This window comes from Pantoea sp. B9002 (assembly GCF_013385945.1).
Lineage (GTDB): Bacteria > Pseudomonadota > Gammaproteobacteria > Enterobacterales > Enterobacteriaceae > Pantoea.
In genome coordinates, this window is record NZ_JACAPA010000017.1 from 62,872 (window position 1) to 80,475 (window position 17,604).

The window sequence follows — 17,604 nt, forward strand, 5'->3', positions numbered from 1 at the left end:
GGCTTTTTTATGCAACTTGATCGCGCACACAAATAAATAAAACATTGTTTCATTTTTATTGAATTCACATCCCATCCTGCCTAAGATGCCCAAAGACCCGCATCGGGACCACTTCCTTTGACTCTTGAGAGGCCTGAGATGGACATTCGTCAAAGCATTCATAGCGAGCATGCCAAAACCCTGGACACTGACGGTTTACGCCGTGAGTTTCTGATCGACAAGATTTTCGACCCCGATAATTACACCCTCACTTACAGCCATATCGATCGCATCATTATCGGTGGCGTGATGCCGGTGCAGAAATCGGTGACCATCGGCCATGAAGTGGGTAAGCAACTGGGCGTCAGTTACTTCCTCGAACGCCGCGAGCTCGGCGTGATCAACATCGGTGGGCCGGGACTGATTGAAGTGGATGGCAAAACCTGGGAGATCGGTCAGCAGGAAGCGTTGTATGTCGGACAAGGCGCGCAGAGCGTGATTTTCCGCAGTAGCGATGCCAGCCGCCCAGCGAAGTTTTACTACAACAGTGCGCCGGCACACACCCATTATCCGGACAAAAAAATCACCCTCGACGAAGCAGTGAAAGCCACGCTCGGCGATGCCGCCACCTCGAACCGCCGCACCATCAACAAATTCATCGTGCCCGACGTGTTGCCAACCTGCCAGTTAACCATGGGATTAACCCGCCTCGATGACGGCAACTTGTGGAACACCATGCCGTGTCACACCCACGAACGCCGCATGGAAGTCTATTTCTACTTCGATATGGCCGACGACAGCGCCGTGTTCCACATGATGGGCCAGCCGCAGGAGACGCGTCATCTATTGGTACATAACGAGCAGGCGGTGATTTCACCGAGCTGGTCGATTCACGCGGGCGTGGGAACGCAACGCTATACCTTTATCTGGGGCATGGTGGGCGAAAACCAGGTATTTGATGACATGGACCACGTCAACATCAGCGCGCTGCGCTAACAAGGAGCGAATCATGATTCTCAACGCATTTAATCTTGAAGGCAAAATCGCGCTGGTCACCGGCTGCAATACCGGTTTAGGACAAGGCATGGCGCTGGGTCTGGCGCAGGCAGGATGTGACATTATTGGCGTCAATCGCGCCGGACCGGACGATACGCAGGCCAAAGTGGAGGCGTTAGGCCGCCGTTTTTGGTCGATACAGGCCGATCTGACCAAACCGTCCATCGTGCCGCAAATTGTTGAACAGGCGGTGGCGCATGCCGGTCGCATCGACATTCTGGTGAATAACGCCGGCATCATTCGCCGCGAGGATGCGCTCAACTTCAGCGAGCAGGATTGGGATGATGTGATGAACATCAACAGCAAAAGCCTGTTCTTCCTGTCACAGCAGGTTGCGCGGCAGTTTATCGCGCAAGGCAATGGCGGCAAGATCATCAATATCGCCTCGATGCTGTCGTTCCAGGGCGGCATTCGCGTGCCTTCTTATACCGCGTCAAAAAGCGCGGTGATGGGGTTAACCCGCTTGATGGCCAACGAATGGGCGAAGCACGGCATCAACGTTAACGCCATTGCGCCGGGCTACATGGCCACCAATAACACGGAACAGCTGCGCAGCGATGAGTCACGCAACGAAGAGATTTTAGGCCGCATTCCATCGGGTCGCTGGGGCATTCCGGACGACATGATGGGCCCGATCGTGTTCCTCGCCTCCAGCGCCTCCGATTATGTACAAGGCTATACATTGGCCGTCGATGGCGGATGGTTAGCGCGCTAAGCTAACCCGTTCTTTTCCCGCGTCATTGTGACGCGGGAAAGTGAAAAATATTAACGCTTCGTTACAGCGTCACCATTCTCATTCACTGGATAAATCCCTATACTGGATGCATCGACAGTTTTATGCAGCCAGGTTTCATCATGACGGCCGAAGGCCATATCATTTTTGCCATTGCCAGCGCCATTTTTGCCAAGCGCGCGGAGCTGACGCCAGTCCTGGCCAGCGCCGACTGGTGGCATTTAGTGCCTGCTGCGCTGTTAACCTGCCTGCTGCCCGATATCGATCACCCTAAATCCGTGTTAGGCCAGCGCTTAAGGTGGCTGTCGCATCCCATCGCCCGCGCCTTTGGTCATCGCGGTTTTACCCACAGTTTGCTGGCGGTGGCGGTAAGTTTGTGGCTATTCCAGATCAATGTGCCCGCCGACTGGTTTCTTCCCGCCGATGTGCTGCAAGGCATGACGCTCGGCTATCTCAGCCATATTGTCGCCGATATGCTAACACCCGCCGGCGTGCCGCTGCTGTGGCCGTGCCGCTGGCGCTTCCGCTTGCCGATCCTGAATAGTCAGAAAGGTAACCAGCTGGAACGAGCACTTTGCCTGGCGCTGGTCGGTTATGCGTTGTGGTTTCCGCCCGGCATGCCCTCTTTTGGTGCCAACGGCTGGCCGGAACAACTGTTTAATACGCTACAAAATGGCGTCGGTCGGTTGGTTAATGGTCAAAACGGTCAATAACCGGTCGAATCAAGCGATAAAGTTATAAAACATTCTTTTTGGGTATAAGCCCGCCCCACGCTGAACTGATAACATTCCAAATATTCCCTAACGGGGACTTACTGTTTTTCGTGCCATCCCAAGACGATGGCGCGTCACACTCTGGAGTTGAGCATGGATTTTCCCCTAATCATTAATATCGTGGCGTTTATTGCGCTGCTGATTCTGCTGAATCGCATTGGCAACCAAAGCTGGAGCCTGTCTAAGCGCGTGCTGACCGGTTTGGTTCTCGGTGTGGCCTTTGGTCTGGCGCTGCAAACCATCTATGGCGAAAACAGCCCAACCGTGAAAGCGTCGATTGGCTGGTTCAACATTGTCGGTAACGGCTACGTGCAACTGTTGCAGATGATCGTGATGCCGCTGGTGTTCGCCTCGATCCTGAGCGCGGTCGCGCGTCTGCACAATGCCTCATCGCTGGGTAAAATCAGCGTGCTGACCATTGGCGTGCTGCTGTTTACCACCGCAATCTCCGCGCTGGTCGGCGTGCTGGTGACCGGCCTGTTTGGCCTGAGCGCTGAAGGTCTGGTGCAAGGTGCGCAGGAAACCGCACGTCTGAGCGCGATTCAGAGCAACTACGTGGGCAAAGTGGCTGATCTCAGCACGCCGCAGCTGCTGCTCTCCTTCATTCCGAAAAACCCGTTTGCCGATCTGGCGGGCGCCAATCCAACCTCGATCATCAGCGTAGTGATTTTCGCCGCCTTCCTCGGCGTGGCGGCGCTGCAACTGCTAAAAGATGACAAGGTAAAAGGCGAGCGCGTACTGGTGGCGATCGATACCCTGCAATCCTGGGTGATGAAGCTGGTACGTTTAATCATGAAGCTGACGCCGTACGGTGTGCTGGCGCTGATGACCAAAGTGGTGGCCGGTTCCAACCTGCAGGACATCATCAAGCTGGGTGGCTTCGTGGTGGCCTCTTATCTCGGTCTGGCGATCATGTTTGCCGTGCACGCGCTGCTGCTGTCGGTTAACGGTATCAACCCAATGCGCTTCTTCCGTAAAGTGTGGCCGGTAATTACCTTCGCCTTCACCAGCCGCTCCAGCGCGGCCAGTATTCCACTGAACGTGGAAACCCAAACGCGTCGCCTGGGCGTGCCGGAATCGATCGCCAGCTTCTCAGCATCGTTTGGTGCCACCATCGGTCAGAACGGCTGTGCCGGTCTCTATCCCACCATGCTGGCGGTGATGGTTGCGCCAACCGTGGGCATCAATCCGTTTGATCCAATGTGGATTGCGACGCTGGTGGGTATCGTGACGCTGAGTTCTGCCGGTGTAGCTGGCGTTGGCGGCGGTGCTACCTTCGCCGCGCTGATTGTGCTGCCGGCGATGGGCCTGCCGGTGACATTGGTCGCGCTGCTGATCTCCATCGAACCGCTGATCGATATGGGCCGTACCGCACTCAACGTAAATGGTTCAATGACCGCCGGTTCACTCACCAGCCGCTGGCTCGGATTGACCGATAAGAAAGTGCTGGAGAGCGACGAGCACGCCGAACTGGCACACCGCTAAATTAATGAGTTCCAATAACGGCAGATCGCAAGGTCTGCCGTTTTTTTATGCCTGTAGGGTCGCCATTTATGACGTAATGCTCGTCAGTTAAGACATGAATCCCCTCATAACCGAGAGCATACATTGTAGCGGCGCAATTCATTGCGCGATAAATCGCGCCGCTACGGAAGGTGCGGTGATTTGATACGGCGCTTAACTGATCGGCATTACGCCATTCATGGCGACCTTCCCCCCCGCTTTCCTCCCCAATTCCACCCAATCATGGCGCTAGCGTCAGGAAAGCGTTAAGCATGGTAAACAGAGGAAAAATCAGCCGCTTTTCGCTTGAGTTTTCGCTCAGGAAGGCCAATTCTGCTGTTAATCACAGCAGGAGAATCACCGATGAAAACAGTTATCGCCTCGGTGCTGGCGTTAACCTTATTGACACCAGCCATCAGTTTCGCCCATCCCGGCGGTTGGGGCCCCGGTCCAGGCCCGCATTGGGGTGGCGGTCCACATTGGGGCGGTCCCGGCCCGCTGCGTTTCTTGCCAGAAGCGGCAACCGCAGTTTTGCTGGGCGGCCTGACTTATTACATGCTGAACGGCAACTACTATCAGCGCCAGGGCGACACATATGTGGTGGTGCAGCCGCCTGAAGCCCCGCCGGGCGGCGGTATGCGCGTGCTGGATTTCAACGGCAAGCGCTATTACGTGCAGGAAGGTCACTACTACCAGCGCGAGATCGGCGGCGAGTATATCGAAGTGCCGCGCCCTTACGGTTTATAAACGCCACAACGAAAAACGGCCCGTCAATGACGGGCCGTTTCTTATTCTGCTGCGATTACTGAGCCGCTTGCGGATCGGTATCGTAGTCTTTACAGCTCTGGAAACCGTAGTTCATCACGCGACCGGTATCGTTATAGCTCACGAAGTAAGTCTGCGGTTTACCGTCGCGCTCGCCAATCACGTAAGTCTGGCAAGTACCGCGGGCGTGAACCATAGTGATTTCAGTAGAAGCTGGGCCGGCAATCTGGCGAACCTGATCGCGCGTCATGCCTTTCTTCACATCCTTCACGACCGGCTTGGTTACGTAGCTTTCAGCTTTGTCATAAGTCGTACAACCAGACAGGGCTGCCAGCGTCATAGCGGCAGCGATACATCCCATCACTTTATTCATGTTGTTGTTCCTCGTTTTTTTGTCCATGTGGAGTAAGCCTGGAACATAAACCCAGATTTATCAACTTTATGGGATAAATTTAGCCAAATTCCGAAGCGTTAGGATTTGGTAAAAATGCTGTGTTGATGCGCGACGGTTCGTATAATCACCCGCGAAAAAATACCTATAGCAATGAATAAAGACAGAGGATTAATGACACCTGCACCTTCTAATCGGCTGGTTTATGCCATCACGCTGGGCCTGCTCGCTGCGCTCGGGCCACTTTGTATCGATCTTTACCTGCCGGCACTGCCAGAACTGGCGCGCGATCTGCACACCGAAACCGCCACGGCGCAGTTGAGCCTCACCGCTGGCTTACTGGGTTTAGGCGCGGGTCAGTTGCTGTTTGGGCCAATGAGCGACAAGTTTGGTCGCCTCCGTCCGCTGCTGTTATCGCTGGTGCTGCTGTTTATTGCCTCGATTGGCTGTGCGCTGGCAAAAGATATCAACTCGCTGCTGGTGGCGCGTCTGTTTGAAGGCCTGGCGGGCGCCGGCGGCGCGGTGCTGTCGCGTGCGATTGCCCGTGATATGTATAGCGGCCATGAACTGACGCGTTTCTTTGCACTGCTGATGCTGGTCAACGGTTTAGCGCCGATTGGTGCGCCGGTGCTGGGCGGCGCCTTGATGACGGTGCTCAACTGGCGCGGCATTTTCGTGGTGCTCGGCTGCATCGCCGTCGTGCTGATCTTCCTTGCCCGCTGGAAATTGCATGAAACCTTACCGCCAGAGCGCCGCAGTCAGGGCTCGATTTTTTCCGCCTGGGCGGCGCTCGGCCAGGTCGTCACGCATCGGCAGTTTATGGGCTTCTGCCTGACGCAAGGTTTTATGATGTCCGGCATGTTTGCCTACATCGGTGCCTCGCCGTTTGTGCTGCAACAGCTGTATGGCCTGACGCCGCAAGCCTTCAGCTTCTGCTTCGCTGCCAACGGGCTCGGCCTGATTATTGCATCACAAACCAGTGCGCGCCTCTGTCCGCTATGGGGTGAATACCGCGTACTGAAAGGTGGCCTGACGCTGGCGTTTGTTGCGTCGAGCTGTTTGCTACTGGCGGGACTTACCGGCGCTGCGCTGCCCATTCTGCTGGTCGCGCTGTTCTTCACCATTGCCAGCAACGGCGTGATCGCCACCACCGCCTCTTCGCTAGCGATGCAAAGCCAGGGCCAGCGCGCGGGCAGCGCCTCGGCGGTGATTGGCGTCGGCATGTTCACCTTTGGTGCCATCAGCGTGCCGATCACCGGCCTGGGTGGCACCTCGGTGGCGAGCATGACTGGCACCATCTTTGGCTGCTTTATGCTGGCGATTGTGTCGTTCAATCTGCTGGTGCAGAAGGCAAAAAACGTCTGATTTGCCAGCAAATAACCTGAACAACCAGCCGTGCGGCTTGTTGTTTGTGGGGAGAGGCGTTAGCTTTAGCAGATGATTCGCATTGTGCCGTCAGGCTACTGACTTGAGGAGAGGTTCATGTCATTGCAACAGGAAATCATTGAAGCCCTTGGTGTAAAACCGGTTATCGACCCGCAGCAGGAGATCCGCGTCAGCGTTGATTTTTTGAAGTCTTACCTGAAAGCCCATCCCTTTTTGAAAACGCTGGTGCTCGGCATCAGCGGCGGCCAGGATTCAACGCTGACCGGCATTTTGTCGCAAACCGCGATTCGCGAACTGCGTGAAGAGAGCGGCGATAACGATTACACCTTTATCGCCGTGCGCTTGCCGTATGGCGTGCAGGCCGATGAGCAGGATTGTCAGGATGCGCTGGCGTTTATCCAGCCGGACCGCACGCTGGTGGTGAACATCAAAGAAGCGATTCTGGCCAGCGAACGTGCGTTGAAAGACGCGGGTATCACGGTGTCGGATTTCGTGCGCGGCAATGAAAAAGCGCGCGAGCGCATGAAAGCACAGTACAGCATCGCCGGCATGACCAAAGGCGTGGTGGTCGGTACTGACCATGCGGCAGAAGCGATCACCGGATTCTTCACCAAGTACGGTGACGGCGGCAGCGACATCAATCCCATCTTCCGTCTGCACAAAGGCCAGGGCAAACAACTGCTGAAAACGCTGGGCTGCCCGGAGCACCTCTATCTCAAGCATCCCACCGCCGATTTGGAAGATGATCGTCCCGGCTTGCAGGATGAAGTGGCGCTCGGTGTGACTTATCAGCAAATCGATGCCTATCTGGAAGGCAAAACCATCGATGCCGCCGCGGCGAAAACCATCGAAGGCTGGTATCTGAAAACCGAGCACAAACGCCGCCCGCCGATCACCGTGTTCGACGACTTCTGGAAACCGTAATTTGCCTGTAAGTTAAGCAGGTGCGCATAAATGCGTCCCGCCAAATCACCGTAGGGTCGCCATTCATGGCGACCGATGCAAATCACAACCTGAAGTGGCGAGAAAAAGCACAGTTTGATACACTGGATGGACAACCAGTAATTGGAGTGTGCTTTGGTCAGACGTGCAGCCAGCCATCGCCTCGATTTCGATGCGGCAGCTATCTATCAATATCCCGAACATTTACGTCAGTGGCTGGAAGGTTTACCCAACCAGCCGGGCGTCTATACCTTTCACGGTGAAAGCGAAAATCTGCCGCTGTATATCGGCAAAAGCGTCAACCTGCGCAGTCGGGTGATGGCGCATTTCCGTGCGCCGGATGAAGCCAAAATGCTGCGTCAGGCGCGGCGCGTCACCTGGATCCCCACCGCTGGCGACGTCGGCGCGCAGCTGCTGGAAGCGCAGATGATCAAAACGCAACAGCCGCTGTTTAACAAGCGCCTGCGTAAGAACCGCCAGCTCTGTTCTCTGCAGCTCGGAGACGGTGCGCCGCAGGTGGTGTATGCAAAGGATCTCGACTTCTCCCGCTCGCCCAATCTTTATGGCTTGTTTCGCAGTCGCTTTGCCGCGCTAGAGAAGCTAAAAGCCATCGCCGATGAGCAGCGCCTATGCCACGGCTTGCTTGGGCTGGAGTCATTGCGCCCGGGACGCGGCTGTTTTCGCGCCGCACTAAAACGCTGCGCCGGTGCCTGCTGCGGCAACGAATCGGTTGCTGAGCATCAGCAGCGCTTGCATGCGGCATTAGAGCAGATGCGCATCCAGTGCTGGCCGTGGCAAGGCCCGGTTGGCATGGTGGAAACGGGCACAGAGATTACGCAAATCCATGTGATCGATCACTGGTTCTGGCTGGGATCGGTCAGCAGCGAAGCCGAAGCGCGCCAGCTGCAGCGCGCCTCGCACGGCTTCGATCATGACGGCTATAAAATCCTCTGCCGTCCGCTGCTTTCTGGCGTGTTCCCGCTGATTGAGCTGTAAAAACAAAACCGCCGAGGTTGCCCAAAGCATCAGATGCGATGGACAACCCCGGCGGTCTCTATTCAGTTAGCGAAAGAACTTATTCAGCATCAGCCGGCGGTGGTGGCGTTTTGCCATCGTGCGGGCCTTTCTCAGTTAAGCGCTTCTCAAAGTTCGCGTTGTACTGTTTCTTCTGCTCTGGTGTCAGCACGTTGTAGATCTTGTTCTGGGTTTCCATCATCTGCAGCGCACGATCTTTGGCATTCGCCGTCATCTTCTCGGCCTGCGCTTCGGCTTTCGCACGGTCAAAGGTATCGGAAGCGATGATGGCATGGTCGGCACGACGCTCTTCCAGCGACGGGCGTTTCATCTCTTTATGTCCATCACGCAGAATCGTTTTAATCTGCGCTTTCTGCGCATCGGTCAGGTTCAGACCTTTAAACATCATCTCCATACCGTGATGGCGCATCGGCGGCTTGTGCATCGGTTTTTCGCTGCCTGCTGGCGGCGGAGTCAGGTTGTCTGCCGCTGCATGGACGATATTTGCAGCACCAAAAGCCATTGCGGTAGCCAGGAACACAGAAGTTAATTTACGCATAATATTGTCCTTACTTATCAGTTTAATGACGACAGCCTGTGTCGCGTCTTCGGAAACAAGCATACGACGCCGAACGTCAACTACTCAGAGGCTGAGTAAAGCCCTGAAAGCATAAAAGACAGAGATCAGGCAATCATGGAGAGAAAGAGAAGAAATGCGTGAGGAATTGAAAAAGTTTATGACAATCAAGGGAAAAACGCAGGAATTAAGGAGGAGTGTAACGGTATTGTCGGTTTTCAGGAAGGGAAATGTCGACGGTTTTAACGCCTCTGCGCTTTGATGCCCTCACCCTGGCCCTCTCCCACCGGGAGAGGGAAACGCTGCCACATGTTAGCTCGATCGGTTCCCTCTCCCGCCTGCGGGAGAGGGTTAGGGTGAGGGAAAATCACAACGCCAGCGCCTGCGTCTGTTCATTCTCCTCCACCAGCATCAGCCCCGCGCGCATTCCCGGCGCGACATTCGGATTGGGAAACAGCACATACTCACGCGCCTGCTGCACGTAGTAGCGCCGGTCACCCTCTTCCGCCAGCAGCGTGCCCTGCGGGAAAGCGGTGAAGTTCAGCGTCTCCGGCCCCATGTGCAACACAAACTTATCGCCGTGCCGGGTCAGCTGCTGCGCCACGCGATAATGTCGCGGCTGTTCACACACCTCCGGCAAGGCATCGCCATACAGCAACGCCGCCAGCGCTCGCTGCACGCCGGCAAACTGACTTAAATCGTTCTCACCAAACGGCAAAGCCTTGCCCAGCTCCAGCGTGCAGCTCGCCGCATTATGGTGCTCGCAGCTGTAATGGGTGAAGGTGCCGCCCGGTGAACGATGGAACACCAGCGCCTCCATTTCTGCCGCCGCCAGCCAGTGCATAAACTCCTCAGGCCACGGATTGGGATTCAGCGGCATCACGCCAAAACGCGCATGATACGAGCTGCGAATCGCGGTATGCAGATCGAGGTGCCAGCGCACTTCATGATCGAGACAGGCGCGCCAGAAACTCTCCAGCTCCTGTTCCAGCTGCAGCACGCGCTGCGCTTCGGGCACATCGGCCACTTGCTGCCAGCGTCCACCAAACAGGCGGTTGATATCATGTTGCTGATAGCGCTTGCCGCTGCGCAATGCAGCGGGATTACCCAGAATCACCAGTAAGCGCACCGCCAGCGGCTTCTCGCCTTTTAACAGTGGCGTCAGCAACAGATTGAGAATCTCAACCGGCGCGGTTTCATTGCCGTGAATGCCCGCAGAGAGCACCAGCGCCTGCTGCGTGGGCGTATGCGGCGTAAGGGACATCAGTCCCTCGTTATGCCATTGCCAACTGAGATGATCGTTGCTGCCCTCTCTTTGCTGTGGCGGCTCACCAGACAAGGTCTGCTGTAAAAAATCCTGCATGTTCACTCCTTTTTAACGACGTGGGGCGAACCTCTCACCCCGGCGTTAACGCTGAAACGCGTAGACACTGCCTAAGTCTAGCAGCTTCGTCAGCTCATCCAGCGCGGCGCGCCCTTCACGCAGCAGTTGCGGGTCGGCTAAATCGGCCTGGGTTAAGCGATCGCGGTAGTGGCGATCCACCCAATCATTGAGCGTGGCAAACAGGCGATCGTTCATCAGCACCGCCGGATTCAGCGCCTGACGCTCGGTTTCGGTTAACACCACGCGCAGACGTAAACAGGCCGGACCGCCGCCGTTAAACATGCTTTCACGCAGATCGAAAACTTTCAGTTCACGAATCGGCCCGCCGCTCTCCACCAGCTCGGTGAGATAACGCCACACGCCCGCATGCTGGCGCGACTCTTCTGGCAGCACCAGCAGCATACCGCCGTCGGCGCGTTGCAACAGCTGGCTGTTAAACAGATAGGTATTAACCGCATCGGTTACCGACACTTTATCGCGCGGCACTTCAATCGGCTGGAAACCGCTAACGCGGGCGGCGATGTCACTCAGCAACTGCGGCTGGTTCACAAAGGCATCCTGATGGCAGAACAGCACCTGCTGATTGCTCACTGCAATCACATCGTTATGGAACACGCCCTGATCGATCACCGCTGGATTTTGCTGGGCAAATAGCGTGCGCTGCGCATCGAGTTGATGCAAGCGCGCCACCGCTTCGCTGGCTTCCCGCGTTTGGCGTGCCGGATAACGTGCTGGCGTTGCGCCCTGCTGCTGCCCATCACGGCCATAAACAAACAGCTGCACGCCCACATCACCGTAATCACTGCCGAAGCGATTGTGATTGGCCGCGCCCTCATCCCCAAACTGCGCCACCTGCGGCAGCGCATCGTGCACGCTGAAGTGCTGCGGATGACGGAAAATGGCGCGCAGCAGATCGGCGGTTTCAGGTGCCTCAATGGCGCGATGGAATTTGTTATTCAGATTGGCGACGGTGAAATGCACCCGACCATCGGCGCTGTCCGCCGACGGCGACACTGTGGCGGCATTCGCCACCCACATCGCCGAGGCTGAGCTGGCCGCCGACAGCAGCTGCGGCGCGTGCTTCGCTGCCTGCGCCAGCACCTGCTCATCGCTGCCGCTAAAACCGAGCTGGCGCAGCAGCGGCAGATTAGGACGTTCGTGCGGCGGGATCACGCCTTGCACGTAGCCCATATCCGCCAGCGCTTTCATCTTCAGCAAGCCCTGCTTCGCCGCCAGACGCGGGTTCGAGGGCTGCAGCTGATTGCGCGTCGAGGCTTCGTTACCAAACGACAATCCCGCGTAATGATGTGTCAGGCCGACCAGCCCATCAAAGTTCGCTTCAAACGCTTTCATTATTTCGCTCCCTGCGCGGAGAAATCGAGGCCCGGCGATAAGCTGCCCGGCAGCGCCAGACTTGGGCTCTCCAGCGACGCCATTGGCCACGCGCAGTAATCAGCGGCGTACCACGCGCTGGCACGATGATTTCCCGAGGCGCCAATGCCACCAAAAGGTGCGGTGCTGGCCGCGCCGGTCAGCGGTTTGTTCCAGTTAACGATACCGGCGCGCGCCTCCAGCAACAGCTGATCAAACTGCGCGCGCTGCGGCGAAATCAGACCGCACGACAAGCCATAGCGCGTGTTATTGGCGATGGCAATCGCCTGCTCGAAGCTGTCGTAGCGAATCACCTGCAGCAGCGGGCCAAAAACTTCTTCATCATCTAAATCATGCACTTCGGTAACATCAATGATGCCCGGCGTGATGATGGCGCTGTCGCGATCCGGCCAGTGCATGCCGAGCAACACTTTCCCACCCTTTTCCACCTGCTGCTGCCAGGCGGCAAAAATATGCCCGGCGGCAGCGGGTGAAATCACGCTGCCCATAAACGGCTGCGGCTCGGCATTCCACGCGCCAGGCTGCAAGCGCGCACTGACCTCAACCAAACGCTGCAGGAAGGCATCGCCCGCCGCACCGCGTTTCACCAGCAGACGACGCGCGCAGGTGCAGCGCTGTCCAGCGGTAATAAAGGCCGATTGAATGGCGATATGTACCGCGCCATCGAGATCCGCAGGATCTTCAACAATCAACGCATTGTTGCCGCCCATCTCCAGCGCCAGCATTTTTTCTGGTTGTCCGGCGAACTGACGATGCAGGTGATAGCCGGTAGCGGCGCTGCCGGTAAACAGCAGACCATCAATTTGCGACACATTGGCCAGCGCCTGGCCAGTTTCACGACCGCCCTGCAGCAGCGCCATTACGCCCGCCGGTAAACCCGCTTGCTGCCACAGCTGCACGGTTTTCTCCGCCGTCAGCGGCGTCAGTTCGCTCGGCTTAAACACCACGCAGTTTCCCGCCAGCAGAGCCGGCACAATATGGCCGTTCGGCAGATGACCAGGGAAATTATAGGGACCAAACACCGCCAGCACGCCGTGCGGACGATGGCGCAACGAACTCTCGCCGTCGGCCTGTTCGCCGGTGCGGCTGTGGTAGGCCTTAATCGAAATGGCGATTTTGTTGATCATCGCCTGCACTTCGGTCAGCGTTTCCCAGCGCGGCTTGCCCGTTTCCTGGGCGATGGTTTCCGCCAGCGCGGTTTTGTGGCTTTCAAGCAGACGGGCAAACCCTTCCACCAGCGCCTGACGCTCCGCAAACGGTTTTCTCGCCCACTGCGGGAACGCCGCGCGCGCCGCTTCGCAGGCCGCAGCCACTTGTGCTGCCGATGCCGCTTTGCCCTGCCACAGCGTTTCGCCGCTAACCGGATTCTGTTTGCTCAGGGCGTCAGCGCCGCCGGTCACCCATTGACCTTGAATAAAATGCGTCATGCTTTTTTCTCCTCGCGACACAGCGTGACCACACGCAGTTGATCGCCAATGTTGCAATGCAGCGCCACGCGCTGGCTTTCAGTCAGTTTTACCGTGCCGGATGCCATATCCACCGGCAGCAGCGCCACGCGGAAATGCTGGTAATCCGCGTTGGCCACCAGACACAGCGGCCAGCTTTCATCGGCTTCACCGCTCTCAGCGGTTAACTGGCGACTCTTGCGAATGGCACGGATGCGATCGATTTCGCACTCCAGCGTCGGGCCGCCGTCGAAGATGTCGACATAGTTGAGATAGCGGAAACCTTCCGCCTCCAGCACCGCCCGCGCGGGCGCGGTTTTCGGATGGACTTCGCCAATCACTTTTTGCGCCGCTTCAGACAGGTAATGAATGTAGAGCGGATGTTTTGGCATCAGCTCGGCGATAAAGGCTTTCTGCCCGGTGCCGCTGAGGAAATCAGCTTTGCTGAACTCCATCGAGAAGAAGCGGCTGCCAACGCTGTCCCAGAAAGGCGAGTGGCCGCTGTCATCGCTGACGCCACGCATCTCCGCCACCACGTGTTTCATAAAGCGGTCGCGGAAGTTGGCCATAAACAGAAAGCGCGATTTCGACAGCAGATGGCCGTTTTTGCCATCGCGGTAATCGGGATCGAGGAACAGCGTGCACAGTTCGCTGCTGCCGGTGTGATCGTTGCTGAGCGACAGCGTTGGCAGGCTGGCGTAAACATTCAGCTCTTTCGAGGCGTGCACCTGCGTGCCGACGCGGAAGTTGTACCAGGGATCCTGCAAACCCACCGCTGCTTCAATGGCGCAAATGCCGACGGCGCGATTGTCCTCGCTATCGGCCAGCACAAACACATAGCCTTGCTCGGCAGGCGGCAATGCGCCTTGCCAGGTGAGCAGCGAACGCTCAATACGGGCTTTGAGCGTTTCGCTATCCGCGGGCAGCGAGGTTAAGCCGCCCCCGGTTTTGCCCGCCAGCGACAACAACTGCGAGAGATCGTCACGTTCGACGGGGCGAATCACCATCATGATGTGGCTCCTTTGAGCACGCGTTCACAGGCACGTTCGAAGCGCGCCAAACCTTCTTTTACTTCGCGCTCGCTGATGTTCAGCGCGGGCGCGAAACGTACGACGTTGGCGCCTGCTATCAGCACCATCACGCCCTCTTCGGCCGCGGTGAGGTTGAACTGTTTGGCTTTACCGGCGAAATCGTCGTTTAGCACTGCGCCAATCAGCAGCCCCAATCCGCGCACTTCTTTGAATACCGGCAGACGCCTGTTCAGTTCCTGCAACGCAGTAACAAACCATTGATGACGCTCGGCAACACCGGCCATAAATTCCGGCTGATTAATCAGCTCCATCACTTTGCCCGCGACTGCGCCCGCCAGCGGGTTGCCGCCGTAGGTAGTGCCGTGCGTGCCAACGCCCATTACCTGCGCCAAATCTTCACGCGTCAGCATTGCGCCAATCGGGAAGCCGCCACCCAGCGCTTTGGCGGTGGTCAATACATCCGGCGTCACGCCGTAATGCATATAGGCATACAGCGAACCGGTGCGACCCACGCCGCTCTGCACTTCATCAAAAATAAGCACCGCATGATGTTTATCGCAGAGTTCACGCAGTCCGCGCAGGAAAGCGGGATCGGCTGGCAGGACGCCGCCTTCACCCTGAATCGGCTCGACGATCACCGCGCAGGTTTGGTCATTGATCAGCGCGGCCGCCGAGGCCAGATCGTTGAAATTAGCGTGTTCGACCGCTGGCGGCAGCGGCGCAAAATCACGGGAATAGGCCGGTTGTCCGCCCGCTGTCACGGTAAACAGCGTGCGACCGTGGAAAGCATTATTAAAAGCAACGATGCCATTTTTCTCGGCACCGAAACGGTCGTGTGCGGTTTTACGTGCCAGCTTCAGCGCCGCTTCATTCGCTTCAGCGCCGGAGTTACAGAAGAACACGCGATCGGCAAAGGTGGCATCAATCAACTGTTTGGCGAGACGCAGGATCGGCTCATTGGTGTAGCCGTTACCGGTATGCCACAGTTTGCCGGCCTGTTCGATCAGCGCCTGCTGCAAGGCGGGATGCGCATGACCCAATGCGTTAACCGCAATGCCACCGGCAAAATCGATATACTCTTTGCCTTGCTGATCCCACAGCGTTGAACCTTCCGCACGAACCGGAACAAAAGCCGCGGGTGCATAAACTGGCATCATCCATTGATCGAAATTCTGACGTGAAACCTGCAGTGACATAGCCCTTTCTCCTGCTCCACACCCAGTGAAGCCTTTGTTTTGAAATTGTTAAAAATGTTAAGTGGCAGCTCTACTGTATCTTGCAGATAGCGTGCCAGCCAGCCGCAAAAATGCATAACCGTCTTATCACTACGGAATATCAATAACTTAACAGGTGCTGATATTCACTTTAATTGCATAAAAAGTGAATATCAGTCTGATGCGGGCTGAATAGCAGCAATTTATTTAGCGGATTTATGCATCGGCAAAATGAAATATTGCTTTTGTGATCGGGCAGGAAATATTTCGCCAAATTAATGCGATAACCGCACTTTTTTGGGGCGCAATGTGCCTGATTGGTGCAGGAAAGTGTTAGCGCGGTGCAAATTTAGCATGGAGTGAATTAATCGGGTTTTAACATTTGCCTCACTGAATTGAATATTATTTCGCCAGTTCATTGTTAAGCGAAAAGCTAAATAACATTTTGTGACCAAGGTTATTATCAGAACAGAAATAAACAGACACAAAGCCATGAAGCCGATAATTACTCTGCTAATGATTAGTTGGATTCAGATATTTGCTATTGAACAATAATGCATAGGCTTGTGCTATTTCACGAACAAGCTACTTACTTTATTTACTCATCTTTAATTTTAAAATTATTCAATAAAATCATATCAATAAATATTAAATCCATCATCTTCCCTTTTGCTATATGGATAAGTTTAACCAATACAAAATTCCACATAATGGAATTTAAGATTAAAAATCACACAAAAAGTTAACGAGAAATATTTGGTTACATATATTGCACTGTCGATCTTGAACCTTTTGTGTCATTTTCTTTTCACCCCAACAAGGGGACAAAATTAAAAAATATCACAGGGTAAAAATTAAATGATGAAGCGCTCCTTACTGGCAGCAGTGATGCCTTTACTGCTGGGACTTTCTTCGGCTCAGGCCGCCGAAATCTATAACAAAGATGGCAACAAGCTGGATCTGACCGGCAAAATTAACGTTTCACATCTGTTCTCCGATAACGAAGCGTCAAATGGTGATACCTCGTCTTATACCCGTATTGGTTTTAAAGGCGAAACCAAGATCAACGACCAACTGACCGGTTACGGTCAGTGGCAGTATCAGTACAGCCTGAGCAACTCAGAAGGCAGCGATGCCAACACCGGTAACAAAACCCGTCTGGGCTTTGCTGGCTTGAAATTTGGTCAGTTCGGTTCTATCGATTACGGTCGTAACTACGGCCTGATTTATGACGTGCTGGGCGTTACCGATATGCTGCCATTCTTCGGCGGTGATTCCGGTTATACCGATGCGTTCCTGTCTGGCCGCTCTGGTGGCGTGCTGACCTGGCGCAACAAAGATTTCTTCGGTCTGGTGAAAGGCTGGAATTTTGCAGCGCAGTATGAAGGTAAAAACGATCGTAGCGATGCAAGCGTTGCAGTACGCCGTTCGAATGGTGATGGCTATGCGCTGTCAACCTCCTACGACTTCGATTTCGGTCTGAGCGTGTTGGCGGCCTACGCCAGCCTGGATCGTACCAATACCCAGAACCTGGCAGCGCGCGGTGACGGTGACAAAGCGCAGCACTGGACCGCAGGTCTGAAATACGATGCGAACCAGATTTACCTGGCAACCATCTATGGCGAAACGCAGAACGCCACGCCAATCACCGGTGGCTTTGCTAACAAAGCGGTTAACTTTGAAGCAGTTGCACAGTACCAGTTCCTGAACGGTCTGCGCCCATCTGTTGGTTACGTCTCTTCTAAAGGCAAAGATATTGAAGGTATCGGCGACGCTGACATCTTCAAATACGTTGGCGTTGGCGGTACCTACTACTTCAACAAAAACATGTCTGTGTATGCTGAATACAAGATTAACCTGCTGAAAGATAACAATGCGCTGAACATCCCAACTGATGATGTCACCGCTGTGGGTCTGGTTTACCAGTTCTAAGTTGCAATACCCTCATGGCTATTCGGCTAGTGTCGGCTGAATATGCGCAAAGGGCAGCGAAAGCTGCCCTTTTTTAGTGCCGCGCGG

16 protein-coding genes are annotated in these 17,604 nt (G+C 55.6%); 9 read left to right on the forward strand and 7 right to left on the reverse strand.

Features of this window, described 5'->3' with window-relative positions; translation table 11 throughout:
* Positions 1-138 precede the first annotated feature (138 nt).
* The 5 genes from kduI (at position 139) to HX773_RS11340 (ending at position 4,791) form a co-directional block, all read left to right on the forward strand.
* On the forward strand, positions 139-975 hold the full coding sequence (kduI, locus tag HX773_RS11320; protein ID WP_176971569.1) for a 5-dehydro-4-deoxy-D-glucuronate isomerase: 837 nt from the start codon (positions 139-141) through the stop codon (positions 973-975).
* A gap of 13 nt (positions 976-988) precedes the next feature.
* A complete protein-coding gene (gene kduD / locus HX773_RS11325) occupies positions 989-1,750 on the forward strand; it encodes a 2-dehydro-3-deoxy-D-gluconate 5-dehydrogenase KduD (protein ID WP_176971570.1) in 762 nt (253 codons plus the stop codon).
* Between the two features lie 140 nt (positions 1,751-1,890).
* Positions 1,891-2,481: a metal-dependent hydrolase gene (locus HX773_RS11330; protein WP_154152509.1), complete on the forward strand. Its 591-nt coding sequence runs from the start codon at positions 1,891-1,893 to the stop codon at positions 2,479-2,481.
* Positions 2,482-2,634: 153 nt separating this feature from the next.
* Positions 2,635-4,026: an L-cystine transporter gene (locus tag HX773_RS11335; protein WP_176971571.1), complete on the forward strand. Its 1,392-nt coding sequence runs from the start codon at positions 2,635-2,637 to the stop codon at positions 4,024-4,026.
* A 381-nt stretch (positions 4,027-4,407) separates the two neighbouring features.
* On the forward strand, positions 4,408-4,791 hold the full coding sequence (locus HX773_RS11340; RefSeq protein ID WP_064741014.1) for a DUF6515 family protein: 384 nt from the start codon (positions 4,408-4,410) through the stop codon (positions 4,789-4,791).
* Between the two features lie 55 nt (positions 4,792-4,846).
* Here HX773_RS11340 and osmE read toward each other — a convergent pair whose 3' ends face one another.
* Positions 4,847-5,182, reverse strand: coding sequence for an osmotically-inducible lipoprotein OsmE (gene osmE, locus HX773_RS11345; protein WP_007892614.1), 336 nt, complete (start codon positions 5,180-5,182; stop codon positions 4,847-4,849).
* Between the two features lie 192 nt (positions 5,183-5,374).
* Here osmE and HX773_RS11350 point away from each other — a divergent pair, with 192 nt between their 5' ends.
* From HX773_RS11350 to cho, 3 genes are all read left to right on the forward strand, one after another.
* Positions 5,375-6,565 (forward strand): multidrug effflux MFS transporter, encoded by a 1,191-nt coding sequence (locus HX773_RS11350; RefSeq protein WP_176971572.1) that lies wholly within the window; start codon positions 5,375-5,377, stop codon positions 6,563-6,565.
* 117 nt (positions 6,566-6,682) lie between these two features.
* Positions 6,683-7,510, forward strand: coding sequence for an ammonia-dependent NAD(+) synthetase (gene nadE, locus HX773_RS11355; RefSeq protein ID WP_008102906.1), 828 nt, complete (start codon positions 6,683-6,685; stop codon positions 7,508-7,510).
* Positions 7,511-7,663: 153 nt separating this feature from the next.
* Positions 7,664-8,524, forward strand: a complete 861-nt coding sequence (gene cho / locus HX773_RS11360) for an excinuclease Cho (protein ID WP_176971573.1) — start codon at positions 7,664-7,666, stop codon at positions 8,522-8,524.
* Positions 8,525-8,603: 79 nt separating this feature from the next.
* Here the strand turns inward: cho and spy are convergent, their stop codons facing one another.
* The 6 genes from spy to HX773_RS11390 all read right to left on the reverse strand — a co-directional run bounded on the left by spy (position 8,604) and on the right by HX773_RS11390 (position 15,567).
* Positions 8,604-9,101 carry an ATP-independent periplasmic protein-refolding chaperone Spy gene (gene spy / locus HX773_RS11365; RefSeq protein ID WP_137385657.1) on the reverse strand — a complete coding sequence of 166 codons (498 nt, stop codon included), beginning with the start codon at positions 9,099-9,101 and terminating at the stop codon, positions 8,604-8,606.
* A gap of 385 nt (positions 9,102-9,486) precedes the next feature.
* The gene (gene astE, locus HX773_RS11370; RefSeq protein WP_176971574.1) at positions 9,487-10,482 is read right to left on the reverse strand and encodes a succinylglutamate desuccinylase; all 996 of its coding nucleotides are present in this window, start codon (positions 10,480-10,482) and stop codon (positions 9,487-9,489) included.
* A 45-nt stretch (positions 10,483-10,527) separates the two neighbouring features.
* Positions 10,528-11,856 carry an N-succinylarginine dihydrolase gene (astB, locus tag HX773_RS11375; RefSeq protein WP_176971575.1) on the reverse strand — a complete coding sequence of 443 codons (1,329 nt, stop codon included), beginning with the start codon at positions 11,854-11,856 and terminating at the stop codon, positions 10,528-10,530.
* Positions 11,856-13,322 carry a succinylglutamate-semialdehyde dehydrogenase gene (gene astD / locus HX773_RS11380; RefSeq protein WP_176971576.1) on the reverse strand — a complete coding sequence of 489 codons (1,467 nt, stop codon included), beginning with the start codon at positions 13,320-13,322 and terminating at the stop codon, positions 11,856-11,858. The genes astB and astD overlap by 1 nt, the downstream gene beginning before the upstream one ends.
* Complete coding sequence (gene astA / locus HX773_RS11385) at positions 13,319-14,350, reverse strand: arginine N-succinyltransferase (RefSeq protein ID WP_176971577.1); 1,032 nt, start codon at positions 14,348-14,350, stop codon at positions 13,319-13,321. The genes astD and astA overlap by 4 nt, the downstream gene beginning before the upstream one ends.
* A complete protein-coding gene (locus HX773_RS11390) occupies positions 14,347-15,567 on the reverse strand; it encodes an aspartate aminotransferase family protein (RefSeq protein ID WP_176971578.1) in 1,221 nt (406 codons plus the stop codon). The genes astA and HX773_RS11390 overlap by 4 nt, the downstream gene beginning before the upstream one ends.
* Positions 15,568-16,443: 876 nt before the next feature.
* On the opposite strand from HX773_RS11390, the gene HX773_RS11395 reads away from it, so the two are divergent.
* Positions 16,444-17,517, forward strand: a complete 1,074-nt coding sequence (locus HX773_RS11395; RefSeq protein ID WP_277975544.1) for a porin — start codon at positions 16,444-16,446, stop codon at positions 17,515-17,517.
* The last annotated feature ends 87 nt before the right edge of the window (positions 17,518-17,604 follow it).

Coding starts and splice junctions, on each gene's coding strand:
- spy (WP_137385657.1), bottom strand. CDS start 9,101: ATGCGTAAATTAACTTCTGTGTTCCTGGCTACCGCAATGGCTTTTGGT.
- HX773_RS11390 (WP_176971578.1), bottom strand. CDS start 15,567: ATGTCACTGCAGGTTTCACGTCAGAATTTCGATCAATGGATGATGCCA.
- HX773_RS11340 (WP_064741014.1), top strand. CDS start 4,408: ATGAAAACAGTTATCGCCTCGGTGCTGGCGTTAACCTTATTGACACCA.
- HX773_RS11330 (WP_154152509.1), top strand. CDS start 1,891: ATGACGGCCGAAGGCCATATCATTTTTGCCATTGCCAGCGCCATTTTT.
- astA (WP_176971577.1), bottom strand. CDS start 14,350: ATGATGGTGATTCGCCCCGTCGAACGTGACGATCTCTCGCAGTTGTTG.
- osmE (WP_007892614.1), bottom strand. CDS start 5,182: ATGAATAAAGTGATGGGATGTATCGCTGCCGCTATGACGCTGGCAGCC.
- astB (WP_176971575.1), bottom strand. CDS start 11,856: ATGAAAGCGTTTGAAGCGAACTTTGATGGGCTGGTCGGCCTGACACAT.
- kduI (WP_176971569.1), top strand. CDS start 139: ATGGACATTCGTCAAAGCATTCATAGCGAGCATGCCAAAACCCTGGAC.
- HX773_RS11335 (WP_176971571.1), top strand. CDS start 2,635: ATGGATTTTCCCCTAATCATTAATATCGTGGCGTTTATTGCGCTGCTG.
- astD (WP_176971576.1), bottom strand. CDS start 13,322: ATGACGCATTTTATTCAAGGTCAATGGGTGACCGGCGGCGCTGACGCC.
- astE (WP_176971574.1), bottom strand. CDS start 10,482: ATGCAGGATTTTTTACAGCAGACCTTGTCTGGTGAGCCGCCACAGCAA.
- HX773_RS11395 (WP_277975544.1), top strand. CDS start 16,444: ATGATGAAGCGCTCCTTACTGGCAGCAGTGATGCCTTTACTGCTGGGA.
- nadE (WP_008102906.1), top strand. CDS start 6,683: ATGTCATTGCAACAGGAAATCATTGAAGCCCTTGGTGTAAAACCGGTT.
- HX773_RS11350 (WP_176971572.1), top strand. CDS start 5,375: ATGACACCTGCACCTTCTAATCGGCTGGTTTATGCCATCACGCTGGGC.
- kduD (WP_176971570.1), top strand. CDS start 989: ATGATTCTCAACGCATTTAATCTTGAAGGCAAAATCGCGCTGGTCACC.